At 62.9% G+C, this 24324-nt stretch carries 16 protein-coding genes and 11 pseudogenes; 18 read left to right on the forward strand and 9 right to left on the reverse strand.

Annotation, left to right across the window (positions count from 1 at the left end; all coding sequences use genetic code 11):
- Positions 1-23: 23 nt before the first annotated feature.
- Complete coding sequence (locus tag CBI38_RS33310) at positions 24-1154, forward strand: LLM class flavin-dependent oxidoreductase (protein ID WP_109335759.1); 1131 nt, start codon at positions 24-26, stop codon at positions 1152-1154.
- Positions 1155-1181: 27 nt separating this feature from the next.
- On the opposite strand, the pseudogene CBI38_RS39695 reads toward CBI38_RS33310, so the two are convergent.
- Positions 1182-1848 (reverse strand): annotated as a pseudogene (locus CBI38_RS39695) (IS5 family transposase); the annotation flags it as partial.
- A 102-nt stretch (positions 1849-1950) separates the two neighbouring features.
- On the opposite strand from CBI38_RS39695, the gene CBI38_RS33325 reads away from it, so the two are divergent.
- Positions 1951-3276: an MFS transporter gene (locus CBI38_RS33325; RefSeq protein WP_204165011.1), complete on the forward strand. Its 1326-nt coding sequence runs from the start codon at positions 1951-1953 to the stop codon at positions 3274-3276.
- Between the two features lie 4 nt (positions 3277-3280).
- On the opposite strand, the pseudogene CBI38_RS33330 reads toward CBI38_RS33325, so the two are convergent.
- Positions 3281-3576 (reverse strand): annotated as a pseudogene (locus CBI38_RS33330) (transposase); the annotation flags it as partial.
- A gap of 125 nt (positions 3577-3701) precedes the next feature.
- Here CBI38_RS33330 and CBI38_RS38640 point away from each other — a divergent pair.
- The 7 genes and pseudogenes from CBI38_RS38640 to CBI38_RS39700 form a co-directional block, all read left to right on the forward strand.
- Positions 3702-3851 carry a hypothetical protein gene (locus CBI38_RS38640; RefSeq protein WP_204165012.1) on the forward strand — a complete coding sequence of 50 codons (150 nt, stop codon included), beginning with the start codon at positions 3702-3704 and terminating at the stop codon, positions 3849-3851.
- A 336-nt stretch (positions 3852-4187) separates the two neighbouring features.
- On the forward strand, positions 4188-4673 hold the full coding sequence (locus CBI38_RS33335; RefSeq protein WP_109335763.1) for a flavin reductase family protein: 486 nt from the start codon (positions 4188-4190) through the stop codon (positions 4671-4673).
- Positions 4674-4701: 28 nt separating this feature from the next.
- A complete protein-coding gene (locus CBI38_RS33340; RefSeq protein WP_162603359.1) occupies positions 4702-5130 on the forward strand; it encodes a hypothetical protein in 429 nt (142 codons plus the stop codon).
- Positions 5131-5608: 478 nt separating this feature from the next.
- Positions 5609-6286 (forward strand): annotated as a pseudogene (locus CBI38_RS33350) (peroxidase family protein); the annotation flags it as partial.
- A 720-nt stretch (positions 6287-7006) separates the two neighbouring features.
- Positions 7007-8083, forward strand: a complete 1077-nt coding sequence (locus CBI38_RS33355; protein WP_109335766.1) for a porin PorA family protein — start codon at positions 7007-7009, stop codon at positions 8081-8083.
- Between the two features lie 38 nt (positions 8084-8121).
- Entirely contained in the window at positions 8122-8610 is a 489-nt protein-coding gene (locus tag CBI38_RS33360) for a tyrosine-type recombinase/integrase (protein WP_109335767.1), read from the forward strand.
- A gap of 338 nt (positions 8611-8948) precedes the next feature.
- Positions 8949-9107 (forward strand): annotated as a pseudogene (locus CBI38_RS39700) (group II intron maturase-specific domain-containing protein); the annotation flags it as partial.
- Between the two features lie 362 nt (positions 9108-9469).
- Here the strand turns inward: CBI38_RS39700 and CBI38_RS33375 are convergent.
- The 3 genes and pseudogenes from CBI38_RS33375 to CBI38_RS33385 form a co-directional block, all read right to left on the reverse strand.
- Positions 9470-10437 (reverse strand): annotated as a pseudogene (locus CBI38_RS33375) (IS3 family transposase); the annotation flags it as partial.
- Between the two features lie 58 nt (positions 10438-10495).
- Positions 10496-10837 (reverse strand): annotated as a pseudogene (locus CBI38_RS33380) (thiolase family protein); the annotation flags it as partial.
- Positions 10838-10918: 81 nt separating this feature from the next.
- On the reverse strand, positions 10919-11062 hold the full coding sequence (locus tag CBI38_RS33385; RefSeq protein ID WP_162603360.1) for an oxidoreductase C-terminal domain-containing protein: 144 nt from the start codon (positions 11060-11062) through the stop codon (positions 10919-10921).
- Between the two features lie 521 nt (positions 11063-11583).
- On the opposite strand from CBI38_RS33385, the gene CBI38_RS33390 reads away from it, so the two are divergent.
- Together CBI38_RS33390 and CBI38_RS33395 are read left to right on the forward strand one after the other, a co-directional pair.
- Positions 11584-12450: an enoyl-CoA hydratase/isomerase family protein gene (locus tag CBI38_RS33390; protein WP_162603361.1), complete on the forward strand. Its 867-nt coding sequence runs from the start codon at positions 11584-11586 to the stop codon at positions 12448-12450.
- 169 nt (positions 12451-12619) lie between these two features.
- On the forward strand, positions 12620-13765 hold the full coding sequence (locus tag CBI38_RS33395) for an acyl-CoA dehydrogenase family protein (RefSeq protein WP_109335769.1): 1146 nt from the start codon (positions 12620-12622) through the stop codon (positions 13763-13765).
- Positions 13766-14081: 316 nt separating this feature from the next.
- Here the strand turns inward: CBI38_RS33395 and CBI38_RS33405 are convergent.
- Positions 14082-14751 (reverse strand): annotated as a pseudogene (locus tag CBI38_RS33405) (IS6 family transposase).
- Positions 14752-14828: 77 nt separating this feature from the next.
- Here CBI38_RS33405 and CBI38_RS33410 point away from each other — a divergent pair.
- Positions 14829-15179 carry a hypothetical protein gene (locus CBI38_RS33410; RefSeq protein ID WP_109335770.1) on the forward strand — a complete coding sequence of 117 codons (351 nt, stop codon included), beginning with the start codon at positions 14829-14831 and terminating at the stop codon, positions 15177-15179.
- Between the two features lie 161 nt (positions 15180-15340).
- Here the strand turns inward: CBI38_RS33410 and CBI38_RS39705 are convergent.
- A pseudogene (locus CBI38_RS39705) lies at positions 15341-15604 on the reverse strand (excalibur calcium-binding domain-containing protein); the annotation flags it as partial.
- Between the two features lie 62 nt (positions 15605-15666).
- Here CBI38_RS39705 and CBI38_RS39710 point away from each other — a divergent pair.
- Positions 15667-15879: a hypothetical protein gene (locus tag CBI38_RS39710; protein WP_230990443.1), complete on the forward strand. Its 213-nt coding sequence runs from the start codon at positions 15667-15669 to the stop codon at positions 15877-15879.
- A 60-nt stretch (positions 15880-15939) separates the two neighbouring features.
- Here the strand turns inward: CBI38_RS39710 and CBI38_RS40820 are convergent.
- Both CBI38_RS40820 and CBI38_RS33420 read right to left on the reverse strand, forming a co-directional pair.
- Positions 15940-16029: pseudogene (locus CBI38_RS40820) on the reverse strand (hypothetical protein); the annotation flags it as partial.
- On the reverse strand, positions 15996-16427 hold the full coding sequence (locus tag CBI38_RS33420; protein ID WP_418328359.1) for a Rossmann-fold NAD(P)-binding domain-containing protein: 432 nt from the start codon (positions 16425-16427) through the stop codon (positions 15996-15998). The gene CBI38_RS33420 and the pseudogene CBI38_RS40820, both read right to left, overlap by 34 nt.
- Before the next feature lie 211 nt (positions 16428-16638).
- Between CBI38_RS33420 and CBI38_RS38645 the strand changes: the two are divergent.
- The 5 genes and pseudogenes from CBI38_RS38645 to CBI38_RS33450 all read left to right on the forward strand — a co-directional run.
- Positions 16639-16785 (forward strand): annotated as a pseudogene (locus CBI38_RS38645) (IS5/IS1182 family transposase); the annotation flags it as partial.
- 455 nt (positions 16786-17240) lie between these two features.
- A pseudogene (locus tag CBI38_RS33430) lies at positions 17241-19020 on the forward strand (reverse transcriptase/maturase family protein).
- 188 nt (positions 19021-19208) lie between these two features.
- Positions 19209-19694 carry a flavin reductase family protein gene (locus CBI38_RS33435; protein ID WP_109335763.1) on the forward strand — a complete coding sequence of 162 codons (486 nt, stop codon included), beginning with the start codon at positions 19209-19211 and terminating at the stop codon, positions 19692-19694.
- Positions 19695-19722: 28 nt separating this feature from the next.
- Positions 19723-20145, forward strand: a complete 423-nt coding sequence (locus CBI38_RS33440; protein ID WP_162603362.1) for a hypothetical protein — start codon at positions 19723-19725, stop codon at positions 20143-20145.
- Positions 20146-20801: 656 nt separating this feature from the next.
- Positions 20802-24059: a protein kinase domain-containing protein gene (locus CBI38_RS33450; RefSeq protein WP_109336116.1), complete on the forward strand. Its 3258-nt coding sequence runs from the start codon at positions 20802-20804 to the stop codon at positions 24057-24059.
- Positions 24060-24324: the final 265 nt, after the last annotated feature.

Consider the following 24324-nt stretch of genomic DNA (forward strand, 5'->3'; position numbering starts at 1 on the left):
AGCCCTCCAGGAGGTCGAGAACGATGAAGTTTGGTCTTTTTGCGATGCCCAACCACCTTCCACATGAGAACTGGACACTCTCCTACGACTGGCATATCGCTGAGATTGTCAAGGCCGAGGAGCTCGGTTTCGACGAATACTGGATCGGTGAACACCACACCGGAGGACGTGAGAACGTCCCGTCGCCTGAGCTGCTGTTAGCAAAAGCGTCGGCATTGACCAGTCGCATCCGGCTCGGCACCGGCGTAGTCTCGCTGCCGTACCAGGATCCGTTCCTCGTCGCTGAGCGAATGGCATTTCTCGACCATCTAACGCACGGGCGCTTGGAGTATGGCTTCGGGGGCGGTGGCCTGCCGACCGACAGGGCATTGTTCGAAGTACCCGCCGAGGAGGCCCGGGCACGTACCGACGAAGCACTGGAAATCGTGTGGAAATTCCTGACGTCGGACGATCCGGTCAGCTACGACGGCAAATACTGGACATACAAGGAGCGCCGTATTCAGGTCGCGCCGTATCAGGACGTGCCGCCGTTCGCTGTTGCCGGACTCACGGGGACGCACAACTACGCGAAGTGCGGTGAACGGGGATGGAAGTCGATGAGTACCTTTATCTCGCCGGTGAACACCGATAAGAATCCAGCCGCGCCGGATCTTCGAGCCCACGCGGAAGCAATGTGCAACGCCGCTCAGGAAGCCGGTAGGGACCCGGCGCAGGCGAGGGAAAACTGGCGGATCAGTCGCGAGGTCTACGTTTCCGACAGCAAGGACCAGGCAATAAAGGAGATCCGGCAAAATGCGGAGGAATTCTACAAAGGCTACCTCTTCCCTCTCGGTATCTCGGGAATTCTCAAGACCGACGAGAACATGGCCGACGCGGATCTCACTGTTGAGTGGATGATCGAAAATTCTCCGTGGATCATCGGCAGCCCGGAAGACTGCGTCCGGCAGATTAACGAATTGAACGAGCAAGTGGGCGGTTTCGGCACGCTGCTGATCAACTCTGCGGGCTGGGTGACAATGGACCGGTGGACTCGATCGCTCGAGCTCTTCTCGCGTTATGTCGCCCCGCACTTCCAGCCCAATCAGCGCATACAGCGCCGCCTCGAATCGCAAGCCGACCTATTCTCATTCGGCGAATCGGCCCGCAAAGGCTGAAAGCACATACCCACTAGGTTCTGTCTGCTAATTGCGCAGACGGTGTGTTGTGACTGTTGAGGCGAGGAGTACGCCACCGAGGTAGGTGATGGCGTACTTGTCATACCGAGTTGCTATACCGCGCCAGTGCTTGAGTCGATTGAAACCCACTCAACGGTGTTGCGGTGCCGGTAGAGCGCCGGGTCGAAGGCCGGTGGTCGCCCGCCTCGGAAACCTTTCTCCTTCCGTCGTGCGACCTGATCGGATCGTTCCGGAATCGTGTGCGCGATGCGCTTTAACCGCAGGAGATTTCGAGTCGAAGGATGGGAGTACGCCTTGTCTGCCAGCAACCACATCGCGCCACCGTGGCGATCCGGATAGATCTCGAGCAGCGGCGCCAGCTGGGGGTTATCGCCGACCTGCCCGGCGGTCAGCAGCAGGGCGAGCGGAGCGCAGGTGCCGTCGATGAGGGCGTGGATCTTTGCGGTCCAACCGCCCCAGGGCGTGATCGGTGGGCTCGCCCGCAAACGTGTAATTCGACTCAGCCCCCTGTGGATCTGGCAGCTGGTGCACCCGCCGCGTGCTGGTGGGCACGCACGCTGGTCGAGTCGATCGAGACCAGAGCCGCCAAGGTGTCATCGTTCTCATCACGGACCGCATGCACGGCGTGGAACATCGCCTCGTAAGTTCCGTCGATCGACCAGCGCTTGTGTCGAAATTTCCCGGCTGCACCGCACATCGAGCGCAAACAGCAACAGCGCAGCGAAGCCGCTGACACCGCACGTCCCCACTGTTCAATGAAAAGAAGGCCATCCCCATGTCAATTCGAGAATCTATCGACAGTGCCCCGATGGGCAAGTACCAAATGTCGATTGTCGGAATCTGTTTCGCGATCATCCTTGCCGAAGGATACGACCTTCTGCTGATGGCGTTCGCTGCAACCGTCGTCGCGGAGGAGTGGGGGCTCAGCGGCTCGCAACTCGGGGTCCTGCTCAGCAGCTCGCTGATCGGCATCGGTCTGGGATCACTGTTCGTCGCGCCGCTGGCCGACCGAACCGGCCGGCGGCCGCTCTCACTCGGCTGCCTGCTCTTCGTCGGCCTGTCAATGGTGTTCGCGTCGGTTAGCACAAGCTACGTCCAGCTCGGAATCAGCCGACTGCTCACCGGCATCGGGATTGGCGGTCTGGTCGCATGCCTGCCGGTCATCATCGCCGAGTTCTCCCCGCGCAGGAGAAGGACGAGCATGATCCTTCTGTACACCACCGGGCTGCCGATCGGCGGAATCGCCGCCGGCGCGGTTGCGGTTTCGCTCAACTCCTCCTACGGCTGGCGTGCAAGTTTCGTGGTTGGCGCAATCGTCACTCTGCTGCTGTGCGTTGTGGTGAATCTGCGGATGCCGGAGTCCCTCGACTACCTGGTCTACCGCCGTCCGCCCGGCGCCCTCGAGCAGATCAACGCCACACTGCCCAAAATGGGCCTGGCGCCGATCGCGGCCCTGCCGGAACCGGAGCCACATTCGCAGGGAATGAAAGCGACCATGTTCGAAGGGCGCAACGGTGTGCGCTCACTGCTGCTGTGCAGCGCGTTCTTCTTCGCGATGGCGGCGTTCCACTTTGCCGCCAGCTGGACCCCGCGGCTCCTGCAGCAAAGCGGGATGTCCACCCAGCAGGGAATCAGCGGCGGGATGCTTTTCAACCTTGGTGGCATCGCCGCAACCGTGACGTTCAGTGTTCTAGCGGTGATCGCGACGCACAAGCTCCTGATCATCGTTTCGGCCATCGGCGCGGCGCTGTCCTTCCTGGCAGTGGGAGTCGGGCTCGGCACCCTCACCTTCGCGCTTATCGCGGTAGTCGCAGTCGGCTTCTGCATGCAGGCGACCAACTCAGGCCTGCTCGCGCTCGCACCTGACTGCTACCCCGCGCAGGTGCGTACCACGGCTTTGGGCTGGGCGCTCGCTGTCGGGCGGATCGGGTCGATCCTCTCGCCCATACTGGTGGGCATCCTGGTTGACAGAGAATGGTCTCCGTCATCGATATTCGTCCTCTTCGCGATTCCGCTGCTGGTCACCGCACTGCTCGTCGCTGCGATCAAGATTCCCGTCCAGCCGCCAATGCGGACTGCTACCAAAACGGCACCGGCTTGATCTCCCGTGTCACGATCTTCGGCTCAAAGGAGGAATCCCGGTCACGGGGCACGGCGAGCTCAACCGGTCCGGCCTCGGGCAACACGGTCTTGGCGCGTCTGCCGTTGCGGAGTTGCCGCTGTCCCTGCCTGCCGAGTCATTCTTGCCGTAACCTAGGTGGTCGTCCATTTCGCCCTCGAGCGCGGACTCGACCACCAGCTTGGTCAACATCGCCAGCAACCCACCGTCTCCGGTGAGCTGCAACCCCTCGGCCCGCGCCTGATCCACCAGCTCCTGCAGCCGCGCGTCGCTGACACCCACACGTGCCGAGTTCGACTCGGCCTCATGATCAATCACATCAGTCACAATGGTGTTTTCCGAATGTGCTCGCGACGTATCCGTTGGTTCGACCCGGGACCTCGCCGAAAGCACGGAAGGTTCGATAAATGCACGTACTCATCCTGCACGCTGCGATCGCGTTCGCCAGACTGCTGACACCCCAAGGTGTCACGGAGGTGATCCAACGCACTCTCGCGAATATCGCGATCGCGCAAGCCACTAGGCGATGGTTGGCCATGGCTGCGAACGAACAGTAGGGGGACTCTGGCGATGGTCCATTGAGAGACGGACCGGCCGAGCCGAACACCGTGACCCAAGTGAACCGACCCACTCCCTGGAGCGCAGCCATTCGGTCGGCGTCCGCAAATTCCCGGTCAGCTGGGGAGCAGGCGTATCGATTTTCGCGGAGGAAGCTCGCCGACGCCGTACCGATGAAACGACTCGGCTCACCAGACGACGTAGCCGGCGCCGCACTTTTTGACCTCACCGCTCGCTTCCTACATCACCGGACAGGTCATCGGCGTCGATGGTGGCGCATCGGTCAAATACCCACTAGCCGTGATGACAGATACACACTAAGAGGAGATGGCGAGATGACCACGACAGTCTTCGACCCCAAGGAACTGCGCAGAATCTTCTCCGGCTGCCCCAGCGGTGTCGTCGCCATCTGCGCCGAGATCGACGGCGCACCCACGGGCATGGCGGTCAGCACGTTCGTACCGGTATCCCTCGAACCGGCACTGGTAGGGGTGTTCATCCAGAACACCTCACGCACCTGGCCGATGCTCGAACGAGGAACCCGGCTCGGACTGAGCGTGCTCGGGTCGGACAACGAGTACGCGGCCACCGCGTTGGCCATGAAAGAGGGGAATCGGTTCGAATCGATCACCACCACAGTCGCCGACTCCGGCGCCGTCTATGTCGACGGCGCAACAACATGGCTCGAGGGCGCGGTGTGGTCGAAAACCTCGGCAGGAGACCACTTCATGGTCCTCTTGGAAGTGCACTCGGCCACGATTCACGACGTCGCCGGTCCCCTGATCTTCCATGCCAGCAACTTCCACAGACTTCCGGCCTGACCAAGGGGTGTCCACCATGATTCGATCAGTGACAATGCACAACGAGACGGCGCCGTCCTTCGTGCCGGAACGCATCGTCGAAATCTCGACATGGTCGGGTCCACGAACCTACGAGGAACTCATCGACGCCGACGCCGACGCCGTCGAACTCGACATCGAAAGCCTCGACAGATACGAGCAGGCCGCACTCGGTGTACGCGCGGTTTACGCGGCCGCAAACCTTCCCACACCACCACTGCTGATCCGCATCAATACCTGCCTCGCCGCAACAGCACGCGAGGCGATGCAAGAGTTCGAGCGGACCGTCGGCCGCGGTAGCCAAGCCCACCGCAAACATGTCTGGTTCGTCGGAACCGAGAACGGCCTGCGTGGCCTCGTCCAAGACCTTCAAGTCCTCCGTCTCGGCGACGGCGTGTCATGCATCCCCGCTCCCCAGTTGACGGCATCGGCCCACTGACGACCGGCGCTGATCCGTCCAGCACGGACACCCGAACTCCAACCAACCCCGGACGCAGCTATTCCAACGATGTGACATCGGTCCGCGTTGCTGCGACCGGTCTACGGGCACCAGAAGAAAGGAGCTTCAGATGGGCACGCGAAGATCGCCGAACGTGCCCCGCGTCGCAAGAGCCTCGTACCGCTGGTCACGACCCTGTCCACCGTGATCAGCGCCCCGGTTCACCTGATCCGCCCCTCTGCTCCGGCTTGCTACGGGTCTCTACCTGTCCTAGGTCCGCACAGCCCGGATACGGCGCAAGGAGCGCCTGCAATGCGCAGTGGTGGTGCTGCACCTTGCGGACCGATGGCCAATAGCGCGAGGCTGACCAGTGGTTATCGAGGTAACCGGCGACAGGGTCTGGTGTCGAAGATCTGGATGCATGACGAACCGAGGCTGGTCGGCGTAGTCGATAGGCTCATACCGTGGAGGTGGTGAGACTCTCGAGGGAATTCAAGAGTCCTTCAATACCGCGCAGACCGGAAACAAGCGGATCTCGTTTGCCGACCTTGTCGTGCTCGGTGGCGTCGCTGCCGTCGAGCGGGCCGCGAAGGATGCCGGACACGATGTCGAGGTGCCCTTCACTCCCGGTCGCACCGATGCCACGCAGGAACAGACCGATGTGGAGTCGTTCGCTGCGCTCGAGCCGACTGCGGATGGTTTCCGCAACTACCTCGGCGAGGGCAACCGTCTACCGGCGGAATTCCTGTTGGTCGACAAGGCGAACTTGCTGACGTTGACCGCTCCCGAGATGACCGTTCTCGTCGGGGGCCTGCGCGTGCTCGGCGCGAACTACAACACCAGGTCGGAAGCGGGCGTCTTCACGTCGAAGCCGGGGACGCTGACCAACGATTTCTTCGCGAATCTGATCGACCTCGGCACGACATGGGCGCCGAGGTCCACGGACTCGGAGATCTACGAGGGCCGCGACCGCGTCACCGGGGAGGTGAAGTGGACCGGAACCCGCGTCGACCTCGTGTTCGGGTCGAACTCCGAACTGCGTGCTCTCGCCGAGGTGTACGCCTCCGATGACGCAAAGCAGAAGTTCGTGCGGGACTTCGTGTCCGCGTGGGACAAGGTGATGAACCTCGACCGGTTCGAGATCGCCAAAGCCTGAATCTGAGACGCGTGGCACTCCTGAGTGTCTCATCTCCGTGGGTGCCGCGCGTCTGGTGAATTCGTCATTCTTGTGACGCTGGATTCAGCTGGTGAATACTGAATGCCCCGTGCGGTGTTGCACGGCAAGAATTACACTTTGCGCCGCCGTAATCTCGCCAGCAAGTTGGCCGATGTGCGGGGCACCGCCGGCCGGATCCGTGCCATCGTCGATACCGTCCGCTCCGGACTGTCCAACGACGAGGACCCAGACATATTGAGGCACGCAATTCGCGATGTCGAGGTCACCGGATCACTCGTTACTACTCAATGCTTTTCACCGAACGATTGCGTGGATGATTGCCGCCGAGTCCGATCTGGATGAGGTCGTCGATCTCACACATCGTGTTGCTCTCAATCGGCTGGCGGACCGCTGTGCCAGGTTATTCGATGGGTGCAGTTGGGACTTGACTGAAAGTGTTGGCAACAAGAAAGTATCAGGATGTCGACCGCGAAAAGTGGCGTTCTCTTGCTGGATCGACATCTGAGCCGTCGATCGGTGGTTGACAACGCGATGGACCGTCGACTATACAACAGTGATAGGCATCACAGACGTGAGCCATTCATCGACCCCTCCCACTCTCTGTGGGGTCTCCTGCAGACCGACGTGACATCCGTAGCCATCGCCGAGGACTTGGCGGCTACAGCGGGTTGCTCGGCTCCAACACATCGAAGGTATCCCATGACCAAAGTACGGAAATCGTCGATTGCGTGGTTGGTGATCGGAGTTGTACTGATCCTCGCCGCCGCCGCGATCAAATGGTTGATTCTTCCCTCGCTGACGAAGTTGCCGTCCGATCTGAGTCAGAGCCAGAAGTACGAGGGCACGATGAGCGCCCTGAACCCGCAGGCGTTCGCGGCCAACGATCTCGCGAATCTGATCATCCCGGAGATGCCGATCAGCGCGGACCGATCGCTGACAGTCGATGCGACCGAGGGGGATACCGCGATCGTCACGAGCAACACCGCGATTACGTTGCCGGATGGGTCGACGCAGAAGGATGTGCACAGCTATGCCATCAGCCGGGTCGACTTTGCGCCCGTTCGTCTCTCCGAGCAGGAGAAGCAGTCGTTGGTTCCCGCCCAGTCCCAGTCCACGTTCGAGGGGCACGAGGGCATCGCGGTGAGTTTCCCGATGAGCCCGGCCAAGGACGGCAACCTGCTGTATGACTCGGTCACCCGGACCGGGCAGGAGGCGCGCTTCGTCGACGAGGGCACCGTCGAGGGGCGTGAGGTGTACAACTATGAGGTCGACGCCGCCGGCCCCATTCAGAGCCCCACGGTGTTGGCACAGTTCAAGGACTTCCCTCAGCAGCTCCCGAAGGCCGAGGTCGCAGGTTTGCTTCAGGCCGGTCTCGTGCCTGCGGATTCGCGGACGGTGATCGAGGACAACATCGCCGGTCTCCCGGATCTTCTCGACATCGGTTTCGGTAGTTCCAATATGGCGAAGGTGGCCGTTGATGAGCAGTTCGGTTCACCTCTGGTGGTCGATCAGACGCAGAGCATGTATGTGACCGTGCCGGTGAATGGTGAAGACGTCGCGGTGCTGCCCCTGTCGACAGTGAAGATGCACACCGCCGACAGCGAAGTCACGGCGCTGGCGGCGGACCTGTCGAAGAACGGGACGCTACTGACCGTTGCCGGGGTGTGGGTTCCCGCGGTGCTCGCGATCGCCGGTGTGCTTCTGATCGCGCTTGCGGCGAAGCGGTGGCGGCGACCGGTCAGCGACAGCACGAAAGCAACCTTGGCGCACGTGTAACGACCTTAAATCTGGGCGGCTCATGCCCCAAAGTAGGTATGAGCCGGCCAGATTGGGAGCTCAGCCATCGTTCGGCGCTGATCCGAACAGGGACGCCACCTCAGTTGAGCCGGTCACCGTGGGCGACGACTGCGACGCCCGCACTGACCTCGTCGGGATGCTCGGCGGCTGAGGAAATTGCATTGTTCGTGACCCGAGTCGGCCGGCGGCTCTCATCGGATGTGGTCGAGAAACTGGTCACCAAACACGCCGTCCGAGCCGCGGAGAACTGCCCAACACTGACCGGCAAGAACGTCACCTCGCACACGCTGCGTCACTCGGCGGCAATGGCTTTGCTGCACGCAGGTGTGGACACCTCGGTGATCGCGCTATGGCTCGGCCACGAAGACCTCGCCTCCACCCAGCCCTACCTGCACGCCGACACGACCATCAAGGAGCAAGCCCTCGCCCGCGTCCAACCCCACCACACCAGCCCCGGTCAATACCGAGCACCCGACGGCCTCCTCGCCTTCCTCGACGGAATTTGACCCCCGGCAACAACCCCGGATTATGCCGAACACACCACAGACTCAACCCCACGGACCAGCACCGTCACGCCACGGTCGGCATAATCCGGTGGTCGGCATAAGCGGACGATTTCGTCATCATGGTGGTCGGGACCAAAGCGCATGCGGACGCACTCTGGGACGAAGTTGCGGACGTGATAGCCCCTCTGGGGCTGCGGTTGTCCGCCGAAAAGTCCCGGGTTTGTCACCTGGACGAGCGGTTCGACTTTCTCGGGTTCCGCATCCAGCGGCGCCACAAGAAGGGCACGAATAAGATGAGCGTCTACACCTATCCGTCGAAGAAAGCATTGCTTTCGATCATGGCGAAGGTGCGGGCCCTGACGAAGAAGGCACGTCATCATGGCCTTGCTGATCTCCTTGGGCGCCTCAATCCGGTGCTCCGAGGATGGTGTGCGTATTTCCGCCACGGTGTAGCGAAAGCAACGTTCGGCTACCTCGATGCCTTCGCCTGGCATCGAGTCACCCAATGGCTGCTCAAACGGCACAAACGGATCACGTGGGCGGATCTCTACCGGCGATTCCTGACCGGCAGGCCAGGCAATCGTCCGCAAGAGAAACGGGATCATCATGTGCGACACCACCACCGTCGCGATTACTCGGTATCGGTGGCGGGCAAGCAACATCCCCACACCGTGGACCAGCAGAGCAGAGACCTTGGTCCCTGCTTGACACGACGCAAGGGAAGTCCAGGCGGTTGCCACTGCACTCAACAATCGACCGCGCAAAACGCTTGGGTGGAGAACACCGGCGGAAGTTCTTGCCGATCGAGTACGTTTGCGTAGACGGCGCGGTGTTGCGACGACTGGTTGAATCCGCCCTAGCTCCCCGCATCGCTGTGATGCACCACACCCGTTGAGGTAAAACGGATGTCGACTCTCCTGCGGGTGAACAACGCCTGCTTGAGCACTCCGGTGACCAACACGGTGGTCTTCGATGTCATCACCTGCCACCCGAGGATCCGGCGGGAGAACACGTCGACGCAGAACGCCGTGTACACGAATCCGGTGAGTGTCCACACGTATGTAAAGTCCGCGACCCACCACTGATCGGGACGGTGCGGGACGTTCCATTTTCTGTTGATCAGATCTTCGGTGTCGTGGTGCCCGCTCGTCGCGCTCGGTGGTGGTCGTGCGGCGTTTGCCGCGGACCACTCCTCGGATCCCGCAGATCTTCATCAGGCGGGCCACCTGATCGCGCCCGGTGTCGTGGCCGGTGTGTTTCATCGCCCACCAGATCTTGCGGGCACCGAAGAGGCGCTTGTTGGCCAGTACACCGTGTGCACGGCGTACGCCTCGTCCAGGTCGGTGTCGGAGATGGGGCCGCGCTGCTTGGCCTTGTAATAGGTGGACGGGGCGATGCTGATGCCGTGCTCGGTGAGCACGGCACAGATCGGGTCGACCCCGAATTGAGAACGGTACGCGTCGATGTAGTCGACGATCACCGCAGTCGGCGTGGGGGTACCTCCCGCTTGCGGGGGACGACCTCCGCCGCCGCGAAAAACGCACTCGCGGTCTTCGAGATCTCGTTGGCTCTGCGTAATTCGGATACTTCTCGGCGAAGTCTGGCGACCTCGGCCAACACGTCAGGTGCCGAAGACGATACGCCGGGGCCGGGCGGCTCTCGTCCCGCTCGATCCAGTTCCTCAGCGTCGCCGGTGCGATGTCGAGCAGCTCGCCGACATGGCGATGGGCGGCGACTTTCGAGCCTCCGTGCTCGGCGATCCCGTCCCGATACATCCGGACGGCGCGTTCCTGGGTCTCGGGCGTCGTACTTCTTCGGTGCAGGCATACCGGCATTCTCCCTGTTAGATCAGGAGTCTCCACCTCGTCCAGGACGGTTCATCGCCGGGCTGCCGGGGTGCGTCGGCGAAGACACACACCACCACCTCCGCTGTTCCCGAGAGAACCGCGGCAGCGGCCTGGGCGACCATGATGCCGGCCGACGCACCGAAGGCGTTGACCTCGCTGAGCACCCGCAGGTCACGCAGTCCCAGGCGCCGGGCCAGCGTGAGGTCGACACCGCCGGCCTTGCCCGTGTTGATCAGTAGCCCGTCGACGTCGGCCAGGGTGAGACCCGCGTCGGCAACGGCGAGCCGTACCGCTTCCGCGGCGAAGGACCGACCGCTGCGGCCGTAGACCTTCCCGACCTCGGTCACGGCCGCGCCAACGATGGCGGCAGCGTGTTGCATCCTCAGTCTCCTCTTTTCGGCCCGTCAGCCCGGGGGCGCCCGCGAGCCGGGCACGCCGCCCAGCGAACTCGAGTGCGTCGGTCAGCTCGCCCGTCGGGCGAGCAGCCGGCGGTACTTTGTCACGACGGTCTGGCCGTTGTGGGTCAGCACGCCGCTCAGGCGGTCGCCTCGGCAGTAGAGCGCGACGAAACGGTCCTCGTCCACGGCCGTGCGCCAGAACTGCATCACCCGGTGGGTGGAAACGCCAGGATCTCTTCGATCGCAACTGTGGAGCTGCGGGCGAACCCCAGCTGAAAGAACCGCTGCAACTCGTCTATTGATAAGTGCTTACCGTGCCCACCCGTCCAGCCGTGCGGTCGGTTGGTTTAGAAAATTGTGCAACTGTGGAGACGCCACGTCAAGGTCAGCTCAGGGGTGCGGCTGCCTACGAGGTCGGTGACGGTGTGGGGTGAGGGTTCCGAAACGCGTGATTACCAGTTCTCTCCGGTATCGGCTGGAACTGAACGGTTGGGGCTCTCGCCGGCCGACCGGACCGGCCCGGGGGTTCGGCTGCCTGCATTTCTTGACAATGGGCGGGAGCACCTGTTAGAAATCAACGACCGACCAGTCGGGCGGGTTGGCCGGGATACGGAGACACGTGGACAGCACAACGCAAGACACCGAGCTGGGAGTCTCGGACCGCAGACCGGCTGTGCTCGGTCTCGGTCGACCCGCTTCGGGGCTCGCTTCCAGGAGGAGAAGTCAAATTGTTCAGTGACGCCAGGGCGCCAGGCGCTCAATCGACGGATGTGGCAGGCGATGTGCCTCAGTCGCTGATCGTTGAGGTGCGCGGTGGCCTCGCATGGGTCACCCTCAATCGTCCGGCCGCCTTGAATGCCCTGGATCAGGAGGTCATGGATGGGTTGCTCGAGGTCTTGGACTCGCTCGCACGTGACCGTTCCGTGCGGTGCGTTGGCCTTCGTGGTGCCGGTCGTGCCTTCTGTGCCGGAGGAGATCTGAGCCTCATTGAGCAGCGGCGTGAGGAGGCTGCCGCGGCTCCTTCCCCCGGAACGGTCATAGATGCCCAACACCGAGTCTTAGCTCATCAGGTCAAGGCGGCTCAGATCCTGCGCGAGATGCCGAAGCCGACCATCGCGGCAGTACACGGGCACGCCGTGGGCGGGGGGCTGGCACTGGCCCTGGCATGCGATTTCCGGGTGGTGTCTGAGGATGCGAAGCTGTGCGCTGGCTTCGCCGCCCGTTCGTTGAGCGGTGACTACGGGATCAGCTTTCTCTTAGTTCGCACCGTGGGCTCGGCGAAGGCGCGCGAGTTGCTTCTGTTGGACCCGACCATCGACGGTGTTGAGGCGCATCGGCTTGGTCTAGCCACTGTGGTTTGCGCTTCATCCGAGCTGCGTGCGAGGGCCGACGCGCTAGGCCGACGACTGGCGGAGGGGCCGACGATCGCCCTAGGGAGGATGAAGGACAACATCCTTTTGGCCGAGACAACGAACTTCGAGCGCGTCCTTCAAGCAGAGACGCTCAATCAGCGCGTGAGTGTGAGCACTAGCGACGCCGAAGAAGCGGGTCGCGCGTTCGCGGAGCGCCGAGCTCCTCTTTTCACCGGTAGTTAAGAGTTTGCGCAATCCCGGCCATGCCACGGACACGGTTGACTGCACCGAGGGCGGCGGATGGCTGGAGACATCGATTCGACGTCTGTCCCTCGTCGAGGCAGGGAAGACGGTGGACTGCTCGACTCGATTGAGTGCCCATACTTAACCGGCGCGTTTAGGAGGAACCTGCATGGAGCGCACTATCTTCGACGCGGACCACGAGGCATTTCGCGGCTCGGTTCGGGCGTTCGTCAATCGGCATGTGCGGCCGAACATCAAAGAGATGCAGACCAGCCACGCCATCCCACGCGAGGTCTGGATCGAGGCCGGACGGCAAGGTCTGCTCGGGCTCCAGGTTCCTGTGGAATACGGGGGATCGGATGCAGGGGACTACCGCTACACCGCGGTGCTCACCGAGGAGTTGGCGCGCGAATCTGCCGCGCTCGCCTCCTGCTTCACTATCCACCTCGACGTGAATGCGCCTTACCTGACTGAACTGACCACCGCCGAGCAAAAGGAGCGCTGGCTGCCCGGCTTCTGTTCGGGTGAGATCCTGACCTCCATCGGAATGACTGAACCGGGAGGCGGATCCGACCTCGCCGCGCTCAAGACCACCGCGGTCGCCAGCGGTGACGATTGGGTGCTCAGAGGATCCAAGACGTTCATCACGAACGGGTACTCCAGTGACCTGGTTATCGTCGCCGCGCGGACGAGCCCCGGACGTGGCGCGCACGGGATCAGCCTGTTCGGAGTGGAATCGACAACTGACGGGTTCAGCCGCGGAAGGAAGCTGGACAAGGTCGGTCAGGACGAATCCGACACTGCCGAGCTCTTCTTCGATGACGTCCGCCTCGATCGGTCTGCGCTCATCGGGGAACTCGACCGCGGCTTCATTCACATGATGGAACGGCTCCCTCAAGAACGCCTTGTCTGCGCTGTCGCGAACATCGCGCACGCCGACCAGATTCTCCGGGAGACGATCGACTACGCCAAGGACCGCCAGGCGTTCGGCCAGAGCATCGGCTCCTTCCAGCACAACAAGTTCCTGCTCGCGGAGCTTGTCACCAAGGTCGACGCGACCCAGGTGTACGTCGACCACGCGATCGCTCTCCACACCAGAGGCGCGCTGTCAGCGATCGAGGCTGCCAAGGTCAAGTGGTGGTCCGCCGAAGTTCAGAACAACGTCCTGGACCACTGCGTGCAGTTGTGGGGCGGGTACGGCTACATGAACGAACACCGCGTGGCCCGCGCCTGGCGTGACGCTCGCGTGACCAAAATCTGGGCCGGTTCGAACGAGATCATGAAGGAACTCATCGGGCGTGACCTGGGACTCTGAAAGACGCAGTAACCCGCACGCAAAGCCGCAGACGAGAGTGAACAATGACTGACGCTGCCCCTGAGTATGTTGCGATCGTGACCGGAGCCGGAAGGGGAATCGGCGAAGCTGTGACCCGCCGACTAATCGAGGAGGGCCTTACAGTCGGGCCTCCTCGATCTGGACGACGATGCGGCAGACCAAGTCGCACGCTTCCTTCCGGAAGGCCGGGCACTGGCCGTGGGCGCCGACGTCGGCATTGTCACGCTAATCGAAACCCATAGCAGTGAAGCTCGTTTGGGACAGCGAGTTACGGGACACCGCCCGGCCGTTCACTTCAGGCAGCGGCGTCGGTTGCGGTGACGTGCTGCCAGACCGCGAAACGATCGGCCGTCTCGCTACGCCATTCGGGTGCCGAGAGTTTGTGCCGGTTGGGCCGGAAATGCGGTGAGATGCCTGAGAAGGCGGACAGGAATCGTTGCGCGTGCCCTGACGATTTGAAGCGCTTCATCGCATGTTCTCGCTGCCTGGTGGGTTGATGCGAGTTCTCGGCTCGATTGTTCAAATACTTCGACCGGCGATGCTCGACCGAGGCCAGCATCTCGCGCTGCGCCATCTGGTAACTGGCGAGCTTGTCGGTGATGATCACTCGCGGCACGTACCGCAACCCCTTGAGCAGCTTGCGGAAGAACTTCTTGGCTGCCTCCGCGTTTCGGCGTGACTGGACAAGCACGTCGAGCACGTTGCCGTCTTGGTCGACCGCCCGCCACAGGTAGTGCAGTTTGCCGTTGATTCGGAGGAAGACCTCGTCGAGGTACCATCTGTCACCGGGCAGAGCCCGCTGTCGGCGCAGCTGATTGGCGTAGCTGACCGCGACACCGCGTTCGAGCATCATCTCCTTCGATCTCACGGAGGCTGAGCGGAAACCGGTAGTACAACCACACGCAATGGTTGATGATCTCGGTCGGGTAGCGGTGGCCTTTGTACGACGGCGTTGGGTTGGGCACGCCACCTTCTCCCGGTTTGCCGGCGTTCAACAACGTGACAGTGCCCCCGAAGGCCCGTCCGCGGACGGGGGCGCGCGGTGACTCTGATAGACGCCACAGGATCACCCACCACTCCGATCCCACTCGATGCCGGTGGCAGGATCCGCTTCGGTCTCGAACACCGCCGCCCCTACACCGTCCGCGCACGCTCGGAGCACTTCGTCGTCTGCACCCGCCCACGCGACTTCGCCACCACCGGTGAGTTCGTCTACACGGTCATTGACAGGCGCAACGGAATCCGCGGACCGATCAATGTGATCGAACTACAGGTAGACGTGAGCACTGCTGGACGGTGCCGCGACCTCGTCGAGAACCTGGAAGCCGGCCGGTGGGAAATCAACCACCGCAACCGCGTCCAACTCGACATCCTCGACCGAGACCAGTCATGACAGAGCACCTGCCCGAGAGTCCTCTCGCACTGCTGCTGCTCTACATCGCCGGCAGTTACCGTGCGGGGGCTGCATGCGACGGCGAGACCTATCTCGGAAAGAGTTCGCACAGACTGCTCCGTGGGCGGTCGCCCGTGGCGCTCGTTGACCAGAAGCCAGTTTTCGCAGGCGATACCGTCCTTGTCTCGGTCGAGCTTCGACGAGTAGCCGGGTGTCGGGCGTGAACTGCCGAAACGTCCCGGTAGTGACTGTAGAACGTGGATCGCCCGATATCGGCGCCAGTGGTGCGGATGTATCCCGTTTCCAGCAGCACTTCGATCAGAACTTGGTGCGGGAGCCCCTTCGTCCGCCGAACACGGCGATCGGCTGTCTTCACCATCGGCTGCTCCCGTCGTTACCGAACATTTCGCGATCAACTGTTCCAAATCGGACGCATCCGGGCCATTTGGTTCTGGTCCGGCAATGCTATTGGGGAAATGCTGAACTCATGTCCGATACCGAACAATCACAGTCCACCCCCCGTCGACCCGGGCCGGGCAACGAAGCACCGCCGGGCATTCTCATCACCCGTGTCCGCGGATACAACCTTTTCAACACGGTCTTCTTCGGCGGACGCCGACGACGATTCGCCACCGCGCTCGCGGCGGAAAGCGGGGCGAGCCGCGGTGATCACGTGCTGGACATCGGTTGCGGGCCATGACGATTTGTCCCGACCCCTGGCCGAACAGCGCTGGATCGTCATGTCGAACCCTCCGGCACGGCGTGCCGTGGCGGCAGCGATGCGACCGGAACCGATCAGGCCGAGTGTGGCACCCGTTACATCTTGCCCAGCAACAGGTTCGGCGACCAACCGAAAAACTCGCCTAGCCGAAGGAATCCGTCGGCATCAACGCAACGTCGGGCGGTAGCGAGGATCAGCAGCAGCGCGATGTCCGCTGTCGGCGCGGTGAGCACCCCGAGGGTATTTCCGACCATAATTCCCCGAGCGGTGGCGGCGGCAACGTCGATGTTGTCGAATCCCACCGCGTAGTTCGAGATTCCGTCGATCCGTGCGTCGGCGAGTTCCTCGGCGCCGAGGCGATCGGTGAGCTGGGACAGCACGACCGAGTACGTCCCCGACTCGCAGGCGGCCACCAGTTCCTCCGGGGAGTGCTCGTGTTCCCATACCGTGACCGATCCCGCAGCGGCAAGCAGGCCAGTGGCGGGATCCGGCAGCGGTGTGGTGACGAGGAATCGCGGAGTGCTCACACCGCGTCCTCAAAGAGCGCGGGTGTGCTGATACCTGATGCGTCCAGGTGAGTACATGTCTCGGCGAGGACTGCACCGTCCTGGAGCATTACCGCGTGGAGGGTGCCCCGCGCACCGGTCCAGGCAAGGTCACGCCCCATGGCGGTGTTCACAATGTCGTTGCCCTTTGTGTTCGGGCGTTACCACCAGGCCTGGTGCCAACCACCTAGATATCGCCCGACGCGGTATCGATAGGAATGATCGGCTCGGCAGGTACCGGTGGAAGGTCGAACGCACTATGTGCGCCGCGAGGCGCTCTGTCGTATCCCCGGTTCAGCCGGGAAGGACTTGGAGGGAGGTTCTTGGGTCGGGTGGCTGACCTGGATCCGAAAGGTGAAGGGGACAAGAGCATGCCAGGACACCCGGTGGTCGGGCCCAGTGGTCGGGGCGACGCATTGGGGAGGACCGGCGTGATAGGGCGAAAGAGGGATTGTCTGAAGCCCAATCTCCAGTTGATGCAAGTTCCCATCTACCGGAAGGACCGCTGTAACCGGTGCCGTGCTCTGTGTCGGAGTCGATGGTGACCGACACAACCTCCGGAGCGCGGAGCGACGCCCAGCGAGGGTGTTCAAGGAGATGAATGGGCCGCCTACGTCACGCTGCTACGTACGACAGAGACGAACGCGGGATCGCCTACCGGGCGCGAGCCCCATGGCGACGGAAGCCTCGCAGTAGTCGCCGGAGTCACGACCGGCCGAGGAGGTCGGGAAAGCCGACCACAAGGGCGAAGGAGGCCAGGTGATGTGGACACGACCAGATCGGGAGGTATGCGTAATGCAGAGCGCCGAAACGGTGCTGAGTGTCCTGTGTGAGCGCGGCAGACGCGGGCTGCCGTGCGATGAGCTGTATCGGCAACTGTTCAATCCGCAGCTGTATCTGCTGGCCTACGGGCGAATCTACGCCAACCAGGGTGCGATGACGCCCGGGGTCACACAGGAAACCGTGGACGGCATGTCCCAGGCAAAGATCGGTCGCATCATCGGTGCGATGCGTCACGAGCGCTACCGATCCCGTCCGGTCCGCAGGGTGCGCATCCCGAAGAAGAACGGGACTACGCGCCCGCTGGGATTGCCGACCTGGTCGGACAAGCTCGTCGGTGAAGTGATATGGCTCCGTATGGAGGCGTACTGCGAGCCGACGTTCTCCGATCGTTCACACGGATTCCGTCCCGGTCGCGGTTGTCACACCGCCTCGCGGGAGATCGCCCACACCTGGACCGGGACGGCCTGGTTTATCGAGGGAGACATCGCCGACTGCTTCGGGTCACTCGACCACGACATGATGATCGAGACCCTGTCGGAGAAGATCCACGACAACCGGTTCCTGCGGCTGGTGCGCAACATGCTCGAGGCCGGATACCTCGAGGATTGGACCTGGGGTGCCACGCTGTCGGGTGCTCCCCAAGGCGGAGTGGCTTCCCCAATCCTGTCCTCGATCTACCTGCACAAACTGGACGAGTTCGTCGAGACGGTCCTCATCCCGGAGTACACCCGAGGGGAACGCAGGGCGCGCAACCCTGCCTACCTGGAACTGCAGAACTGGCTGGCCAAGGCCCGTCGACGCGGTGACCGGGCCGAGGCCCGGAGCTGCGGCGGGAAATGGTTCGACCTGCCCAGCTCCGATCCGGATGACCCGGGACATCGGCGGCTGCGCTACTGCAGATACGCAGATGATCATCTGCTCGGGTTCGCCGGACCGAAGGCAGAAGCCGAGGAGATCAAACAGCGGTTGGCGCAGTTCCTGCGTGATGAACTCAAACTGGAACTGTCCCACGACAAGACGCTGATCACCCACGCCCGCACAGGCGCGGCCCGATTCCTCGGTTACGAGATCACCGTTCAGCACAACAGCAGCAAGTTCACCCGGCGCCGCCGTGCGGTCAACGGGCAGGTCGCGCTGCGTGTGCCGCTGGAGGTGATCAAGGCCAAATGCGCCCCGTACCTGCAACGCGGCAAACCCGCCAAGCAGGCAGTCCTGACCAACGGCGACGACTACACCATCGTCTCCACGTTCGGGGCCATCTACCGGGGCATCGTCCAGTACTACCTGCCGGCCGGAGACGTCCACCGGCTGCATCGATTGCGCTGGGTCATGGAGACCTCGATGCTCAAGACCCTGGCGGGTAAGCACCGCTCATCGGTGTCGAAGATGGCGGCCAAGCACAAAGCCACTGTCCAGACACCGCACGGGCCACGCACCTGCTTCGAAGCGCGTATCGAACGCGACGGCAGACAGCCACCGGTCGCACGGTTCGGGGGCATCCCACTCCACCGGCAGAAGTCGGCGACGCTCGTCGACCGCCAGCCGACCCGGGTCGACTATCCGCACAAGGAACTGATCACACGGCTCCTGGCGGATACCTGCGAGATCTGTCGGCAGACGGGCAGCGTGGAGGTCCACCACGTCCGCGCTCGCAGATCACGGCATACCCGGCCCCCTACGCCCCAAATGGGCTGAGGCCATGGCGAAACGGCGGCGCAAGACCCTCGTGGTCTGCACCACCTGCCATGACCACATCTACACGGGGCAGTCGGCCGCATCGCCCACGCAATAGTCACCGGAGAGCCGGATGATCGAGAAACCATCAAGTCCGGTTCGGCCGACCCATCCGCCTGGCTCACCGGCTACCGACGCCTGACCATCCGCTACGAACGCCACGGGGAACACTTCCACCTCGCCGCCGCACTCACCTGTTTCAAGAAACTCCCACAAGAGACAAGCTCTCTAAGAGGAGATGGCGAGATGACCACGACAGTCTTCGACCCCAAGGAACTGCGCAGAATCTTCTCCGGCTGCCCCAGCGGTGTCGTCGCCATCTGCGCCGAGATCGACGGTGCACCCACGGGCATGGCGGTCAGCACGTTCGTACCGGTATCCCTCGAACCGGCACTGGTAGGGGTGTTCATCCAGAACACCTCACGCACCTGGCCGATGCTCGAACGAGGAACCCGGCTCGGACTGAGCGTGCTCGGGTCGGACAACGAGTACGCGGCCACCGCGTTGGCCATGAAAGAGGGGAATCGGTTCGAATCGATCACCACCACAGTCGCCGACTCCGGCGCCGTCTATGTCGACGGCGCAACAACATGGCTCGAGGGCGCGGTGTGGTCGAAAACCTCGGCAGGAGACCACTTCATGGTCCTCTTGGAAGTGCACTCGGCCACGATTCACGACGTCGCCGGTCCCCTGATCTTCCATGCCAGCAACTTCCACAGACTTCCGGCCTGACCAAGGGGTGTCCACCATGATTCGATCAGTGACAATGCACAACGAGACGGCGCCGTCCTTCGTGCCGGAACGCATCGTCGAAATCTCGACATGGTCGGGTCCACGAACCTACGAGGAACTCATCGACGCCGACGCCGTCGAACTCGACATCGAAAGCCTCGACAGATACGAGCAGGCCGCACTCGGTGTACGCGCGGTTTACGCGGCCGCAAACCTTCCCACACCACCGCTGCTGATCCGCATCAATACCTGCCTCGCCGCAACAGCACGCGAGGCGATGCAAGAGTTCGAGCGGACCGTCGGCCGCGGTAGCCAAGCCCACCGCAAACATGTCTGGTTCGTCGGAACCGAGAACGGCCTGCGTGGCCTCGTCCAAGACCTTCAAGTCCTCCGTCTCGGCGACGGCGTGTCATGCATCCCCGCTCCCCAGTTGACGGCATCGGCCCACTGACGACCGGCGCTGATCCGTCCAGCACGGACACCCGAACTCCAACCAACCCCGGACGCAGCTATTCCAACGATGTGACATCGGTCCGCGTTGCTGCGACCGGTCTACGGGCACCAGAAGAAAGGAGCTTCAGATGGGCACGCGAAGATCGCCGAACGTGCCCCGCGTCGCAAGAGCCTCGTACCGCTGGTCACGACCCTGTCCACCGTGATCAGCGCCCCGGTTCACCTGATCCGCCCCTCTGCTCCGGCTTGCTACGGGTCTCTACCTGTCCTAGGTCCGCACAGCCCGGATACGGCGCAAGGAGCGCCTGCAATGCGCAGTGGTGGTGCTGCACCTTGCGGACCGATGGCCAATAGCGCGAGGCTGACCAGTGGTTATCGAGGTAACCGGCGACAGGGTCTGGTGTCGAAGATCTGGATGCATGACGAACCGAGGCTGGTCGGCGTAGTCGATAGGCGCATACCGTGGACGCGGTCGTGGTCGGTCAAGTTCGGTAAGGATGTACGCCCGGCGCTCCGACCGGCGCATCGATCGACCGGAGCCCGCGTACTGCGGAATCGGTTCCGGCCGCGGGTGGGAGCGCCCAGGGATATCCTTAGGTGTTGCTCACTACGTTCGTCGGCCAGTTCGACCTGCAACCGTGAAGAGATGTGGCGATGAACAACGTCGATCCATTCGCGACTCAGCGCGACGTGTCCGGAGCGGTCACGGCGGAGCTTGCCGCGGCTGGGTTCGAGGATGCGCTCGAGATCGGACGCGGCGGGTTCGGGATCGTGTACCGGTGCACGCAGACGGCGCTCGAACGCACGGTGGCTGTCAAGGTCCTTACCGCGGATCTCGACGAACAGAACCGGGAACGGTTCATGCGAGAGCAGCGGGCGGCGGGTCGGCTGACCGGTCATCCCAACATCGTCAACATTCTCCATGCCGACGTCACCGATAACGGCCGACCCTTCATTGTGATGCCTTACTGTGCCCGGGGCTCTGTCGACGCCCGGATCCGGCGTCACGGCCCGCTTCCGCTGGGCGACGTGCTCCGGCTCGGTGTGAAGATGGCCGGCGCCCTGGAAGCCGCGCACGATCTCGGCATCCTCCATCGCGACATCAAGCCCGCGAACATACTGCTCACAGACTACGGCGAGCCGGTGCTGACGGACTTCGGCATCGCACACATCACCGGTGGGTTCGTGACCACCGCAGGGGTGGTCACGGGGTCACCGGCTTTTACTGCGCCGGAAGTCATAGCCGGACGTCCCGCGACCACGTCCGCGGACGTCTACGGTCTCGGCGCGACCCTGTTCACGGCGATCACTGGTCACGCCGCGTTCGAACGTCGCAGCGGCGAGCAACTGATGGCGCAGTTCCTGCGAATCACCTCCGAGCCGGTACCGAACCCACGCGAGCACGGCGTTTCAGAGGACGTCAGCGCAATCATCGAACAGGCCATGGCCAGTGACCCGGCGGCTCGCCCGGCTGCCGCGGAGTTGAGCCACCATCTGCGCGAGGCCCAATTACGGCATGGATTCGCGGTCGACGAGATCGCTCTGCACACCACCGAGCCAGGAGCAGCGACCGACGCACCTCCCGGGAAAGGTGCGTCGCCCACACCGTCGTGGTCGGCCGATTCGGGGCGAGGGGGTCAACTCCCGCTGGAGTTGACCAGTTTCGTCGACCGGCGCACGGAGCTGACCGCGGCGAAGAACGCGTTGACGAGCGCGCGGCTGCTGACCCTGACCGGCACCGGTGGGGTCGGAAAGACCCGCCTGGCACTGCGTATCGCCACCAAGGTGCGCCGCGACTTCGCGGACGGCATCACGCTTGTGGAACTCGGGGAGTTGCGCGACGAGTTGCTCTTGGCAGGGGTGGTGGCAAACGCGCTGGGATTACGTGACCAATCGGCGCGACCGATACGCGAGGTGCTTATCGATTTCCTCGCCGGGCGAGAACAGTTGCTGGTCTTGGACAATTGCGAGCAACTGGTGCCCGCGGTCGCCAAGCTCACCGAGACCCTGCTTCGCACCTGCCCGCGGCTGCGGATTCTCGCCACCAGTCGCGAATCGCTCGGCATCGGCGGGGAAGCGGTGCTGCTTGTGCCACCGCTGGGCGTCCCGGATCCCGACGACCTGCCGCGAGGGATGGCGGGCAACGACGCGGTCACCTTGTTCGCCGAACGCGGAGCCGCCGCGGCCCCGGGATTCGGGGTGACCGACGACAACAGGGTCACCATCGCTCGGATCTGCCAGCGATTGGACGGGCTTCCGTTACCGATCGAGCTGGCCGCCGCGCGGTTGCGGGCGATGACGCCGGAACAGATACTGCAACGCTTGACCGACCGGTACGTACTGTTGACCCAGGGCAGCCGGGATGCGCCGTCGAGACAGCAAACGCTCCGGATGTGCATCGACTGGAGTTACGACCTGTGTACACCGGCGGAGCAGCGGCTGTGGGCGCAGCTGTCGGTGTTCGCCGGCAGTTTCGATCTCGATGCCGCCGAACAAATCTGCGGCCCAGATCTGCCCGCGCAGGAAATACTCGACACGGTGACCTACCTCGTCGACAAGTCGATTCTGACACGGGAGCCGACCGGTGCTGAGATGCGGTTTCGGATGCTCGAGACCGTGCGCGACTACGGCCGAGAAAAGGCCCAGGAGAGTGGCGAGTACACCGAACTGCGTCAGCGACACCGAGACTGGTGTCAACGCCTTGTTCTCGACATGGAATCTCAGTGGATCAGCTCACGCGAGCTCGAGTTGATCACCACACTCGTGCGGGAGCACCCGAATCTTCGGGACGCATTGGAATTCTGTGTCTCCGAGAGCCCCGAAACCGGGCTCCGGATCGTGGCCGCCTTGTACCCGTTCTGGCTTTCCCGGGGTCTGTTCAGTGAAGGCAGGCGATGGCTCGAACGGCTTCTCGCCCATTCACCGTCCGCGCCGACCGCCGATCACGCCAAGGCACTCTATGTCGGCAGCATGATGGCCGGAATCCAAGGGGACCTGCAGGCGGCGGCCGCCCTGATGGACGATGCACGCGAGCTCGCCGCTAAAACACACGACCCGCTGACACGCGCACACATCAACGGTGCAGTCGGCTACGCCGCCCTCTTCGGTGGACATCCGTCAGACGCACGTGCTCACCTTGAGAAAGCTGTCCAGACATACACCGGGCGTAACGATGTCGTCGAGGTCGTAGCGCTCATAGGCCTCGGCTTGGCAGACGAATTCCTCGGCGACACCGAACACGCCATCGAATGCTACGAGCGCGTTCTGGCAATCACCGATGCACGGGGCGAATCGGTATTCCGGTCGTACTCCCAATGGGGGCTGGCGGTCGCCGTATGGCGACGCGGTGAGCGTGAACGAGGTGTCCAGCTCCTCGAGCAGGCCCTGCGAGTTGACCTCGAGGTGAACGACCGGCTCAATGCCAGCCTGTGCCTGCAGGCGCTGGCATGGATCGGCGCCGAGGACCAGAATGCACGACGTGCGGTCGTACTGATGGGCGCCTCACAAGAATTGAGCCGGTCGGTGGGCATGCCGATCGTCTTATTGCCCAACTTGAGTGAGTACCAGGATGAATTCGAAGGCGCCACGCGGCGCGCGTTGAGCAAGGAAGCTTTCGCGTCCGGGCACCGGGATGGTGCGGCACTGACTTTCGACGCCGCCGTCGCCTACGCGTTGGGTCAGCACCATCCTCCTGAAGCGCCGCCACCTGGCGGTCCCGCCGCACACCTGACAAAGCGCGAGCGGGAGGTTGCTGGATTGATCGCCGAAGGCCTGACAAACAAGGAGATCGCCGCTCGGTTGGTGATATCCCCGCGCACTGCACAAGGGCACGTCGAACACCTGCTGACGAAACTGGGATTCACCTCACGTACACAGGTCGCTGCATGGTTTGTCGAAAGGGAAAATTCTTGATCCCGCGACTCAAAACGATATCGCACGCAGTCTCTCCGCCCCACGAAGCCTCGATGAGCGCCTGCGCACGGAACAACGGTGTAACTCAGAAAGGAGATGCGCACTATGACTGATGTGATTCGATCGTGAGATAGAGACGAACTCGGTTCAGCTGACGGTCAACGATCCGCGGCTGAAGGAGCTGGTCGAGCAGGCACGGGCCGAAGGGTTGATCGGTTGCCCGGTGACGGGGAGTTGCTGGCGGAATTGACCAAGCTGGTGGGGG

Origin of the sequence: Rhodococcus oxybenzonivorans (assembly GCF_003130705.1) — a bacterium.
GTDB lineage: Bacteria > Actinomycetota > Actinomycetes > Mycobacteriales > Mycobacteriaceae > Rhodococcus_F > Rhodococcus_F oxybenzonivorans.

Bases quoted from the DNA above. Each gene is read 5' to 3' on its own strand.
- CBI38_RS33335 (WP_109335763.1), top strand. From the start codon at position 4,188: ATGACCACGACAGTCTTCGACCCCAAGGAACTGCGCAGAATCTTCTCC.
- CBI38_RS33325 (WP_204165011.1), top strand. From the start codon at position 1,951: ATGTCAATTCGAGAATCTATCGACAGTGCCCCGATGGGCAAGTACCAA.
- CBI38_RS33355 (WP_109335766.1), top strand. From the start codon at position 7,007: ATGACCAAAGTACGGAAATCGTCGATTGCGTGGTTGGTGATCGGAGTT.
- CBI38_RS33435 (WP_109335763.1), top strand. From the start codon at position 19,209: ATGACCACGACAGTCTTCGACCCCAAGGAACTGCGCAGAATCTTCTCC.
- CBI38_RS33385 (WP_162603360.1), bottom strand. From the start codon at position 11,062: ATGCAGTTCTGGCGCACGGCCGTGGACGAGGACCGTTTCGTCGCGCTC.
- CBI38_RS33450 (WP_109336116.1), top strand. From the start codon at position 20,802: ATGAACAACGTCGATCCATTCGCGACTCAGCGCGACGTGTCCGGAGCG.
- CBI38_RS38640 (WP_204165012.1), top strand. From the start codon at position 3,702: ATGCACGTACTCATCCTGCACGCTGCGATCGCGTTCGCCAGACTGCTG.
- CBI38_RS33395 (WP_109335769.1), top strand. From the start codon at position 12,620: ATGGAGCGCACTATCTTCGACGCGGACCACGAGGCATTTCGCGGCTCG.
- CBI38_RS33310 (WP_109335759.1), top strand. From the start codon at position 24: ATGAAGTTTGGTCTTTTTGCGATGCCCAACCACCTTCCACATGAGAAC.
- CBI38_RS39710 (WP_230990443.1), top strand. From the start codon at position 15,667: ATGTCCGATACCGAACAATCACAGTCCACCCCCCGTCGACCCGGGCCG.
- CBI38_RS33360 (WP_109335767.1), top strand. From the start codon at position 8,122: ATGAGCCGGCCAGATTGGGAGCTCAGCCATCGTTCGGCGCTGATCCGA.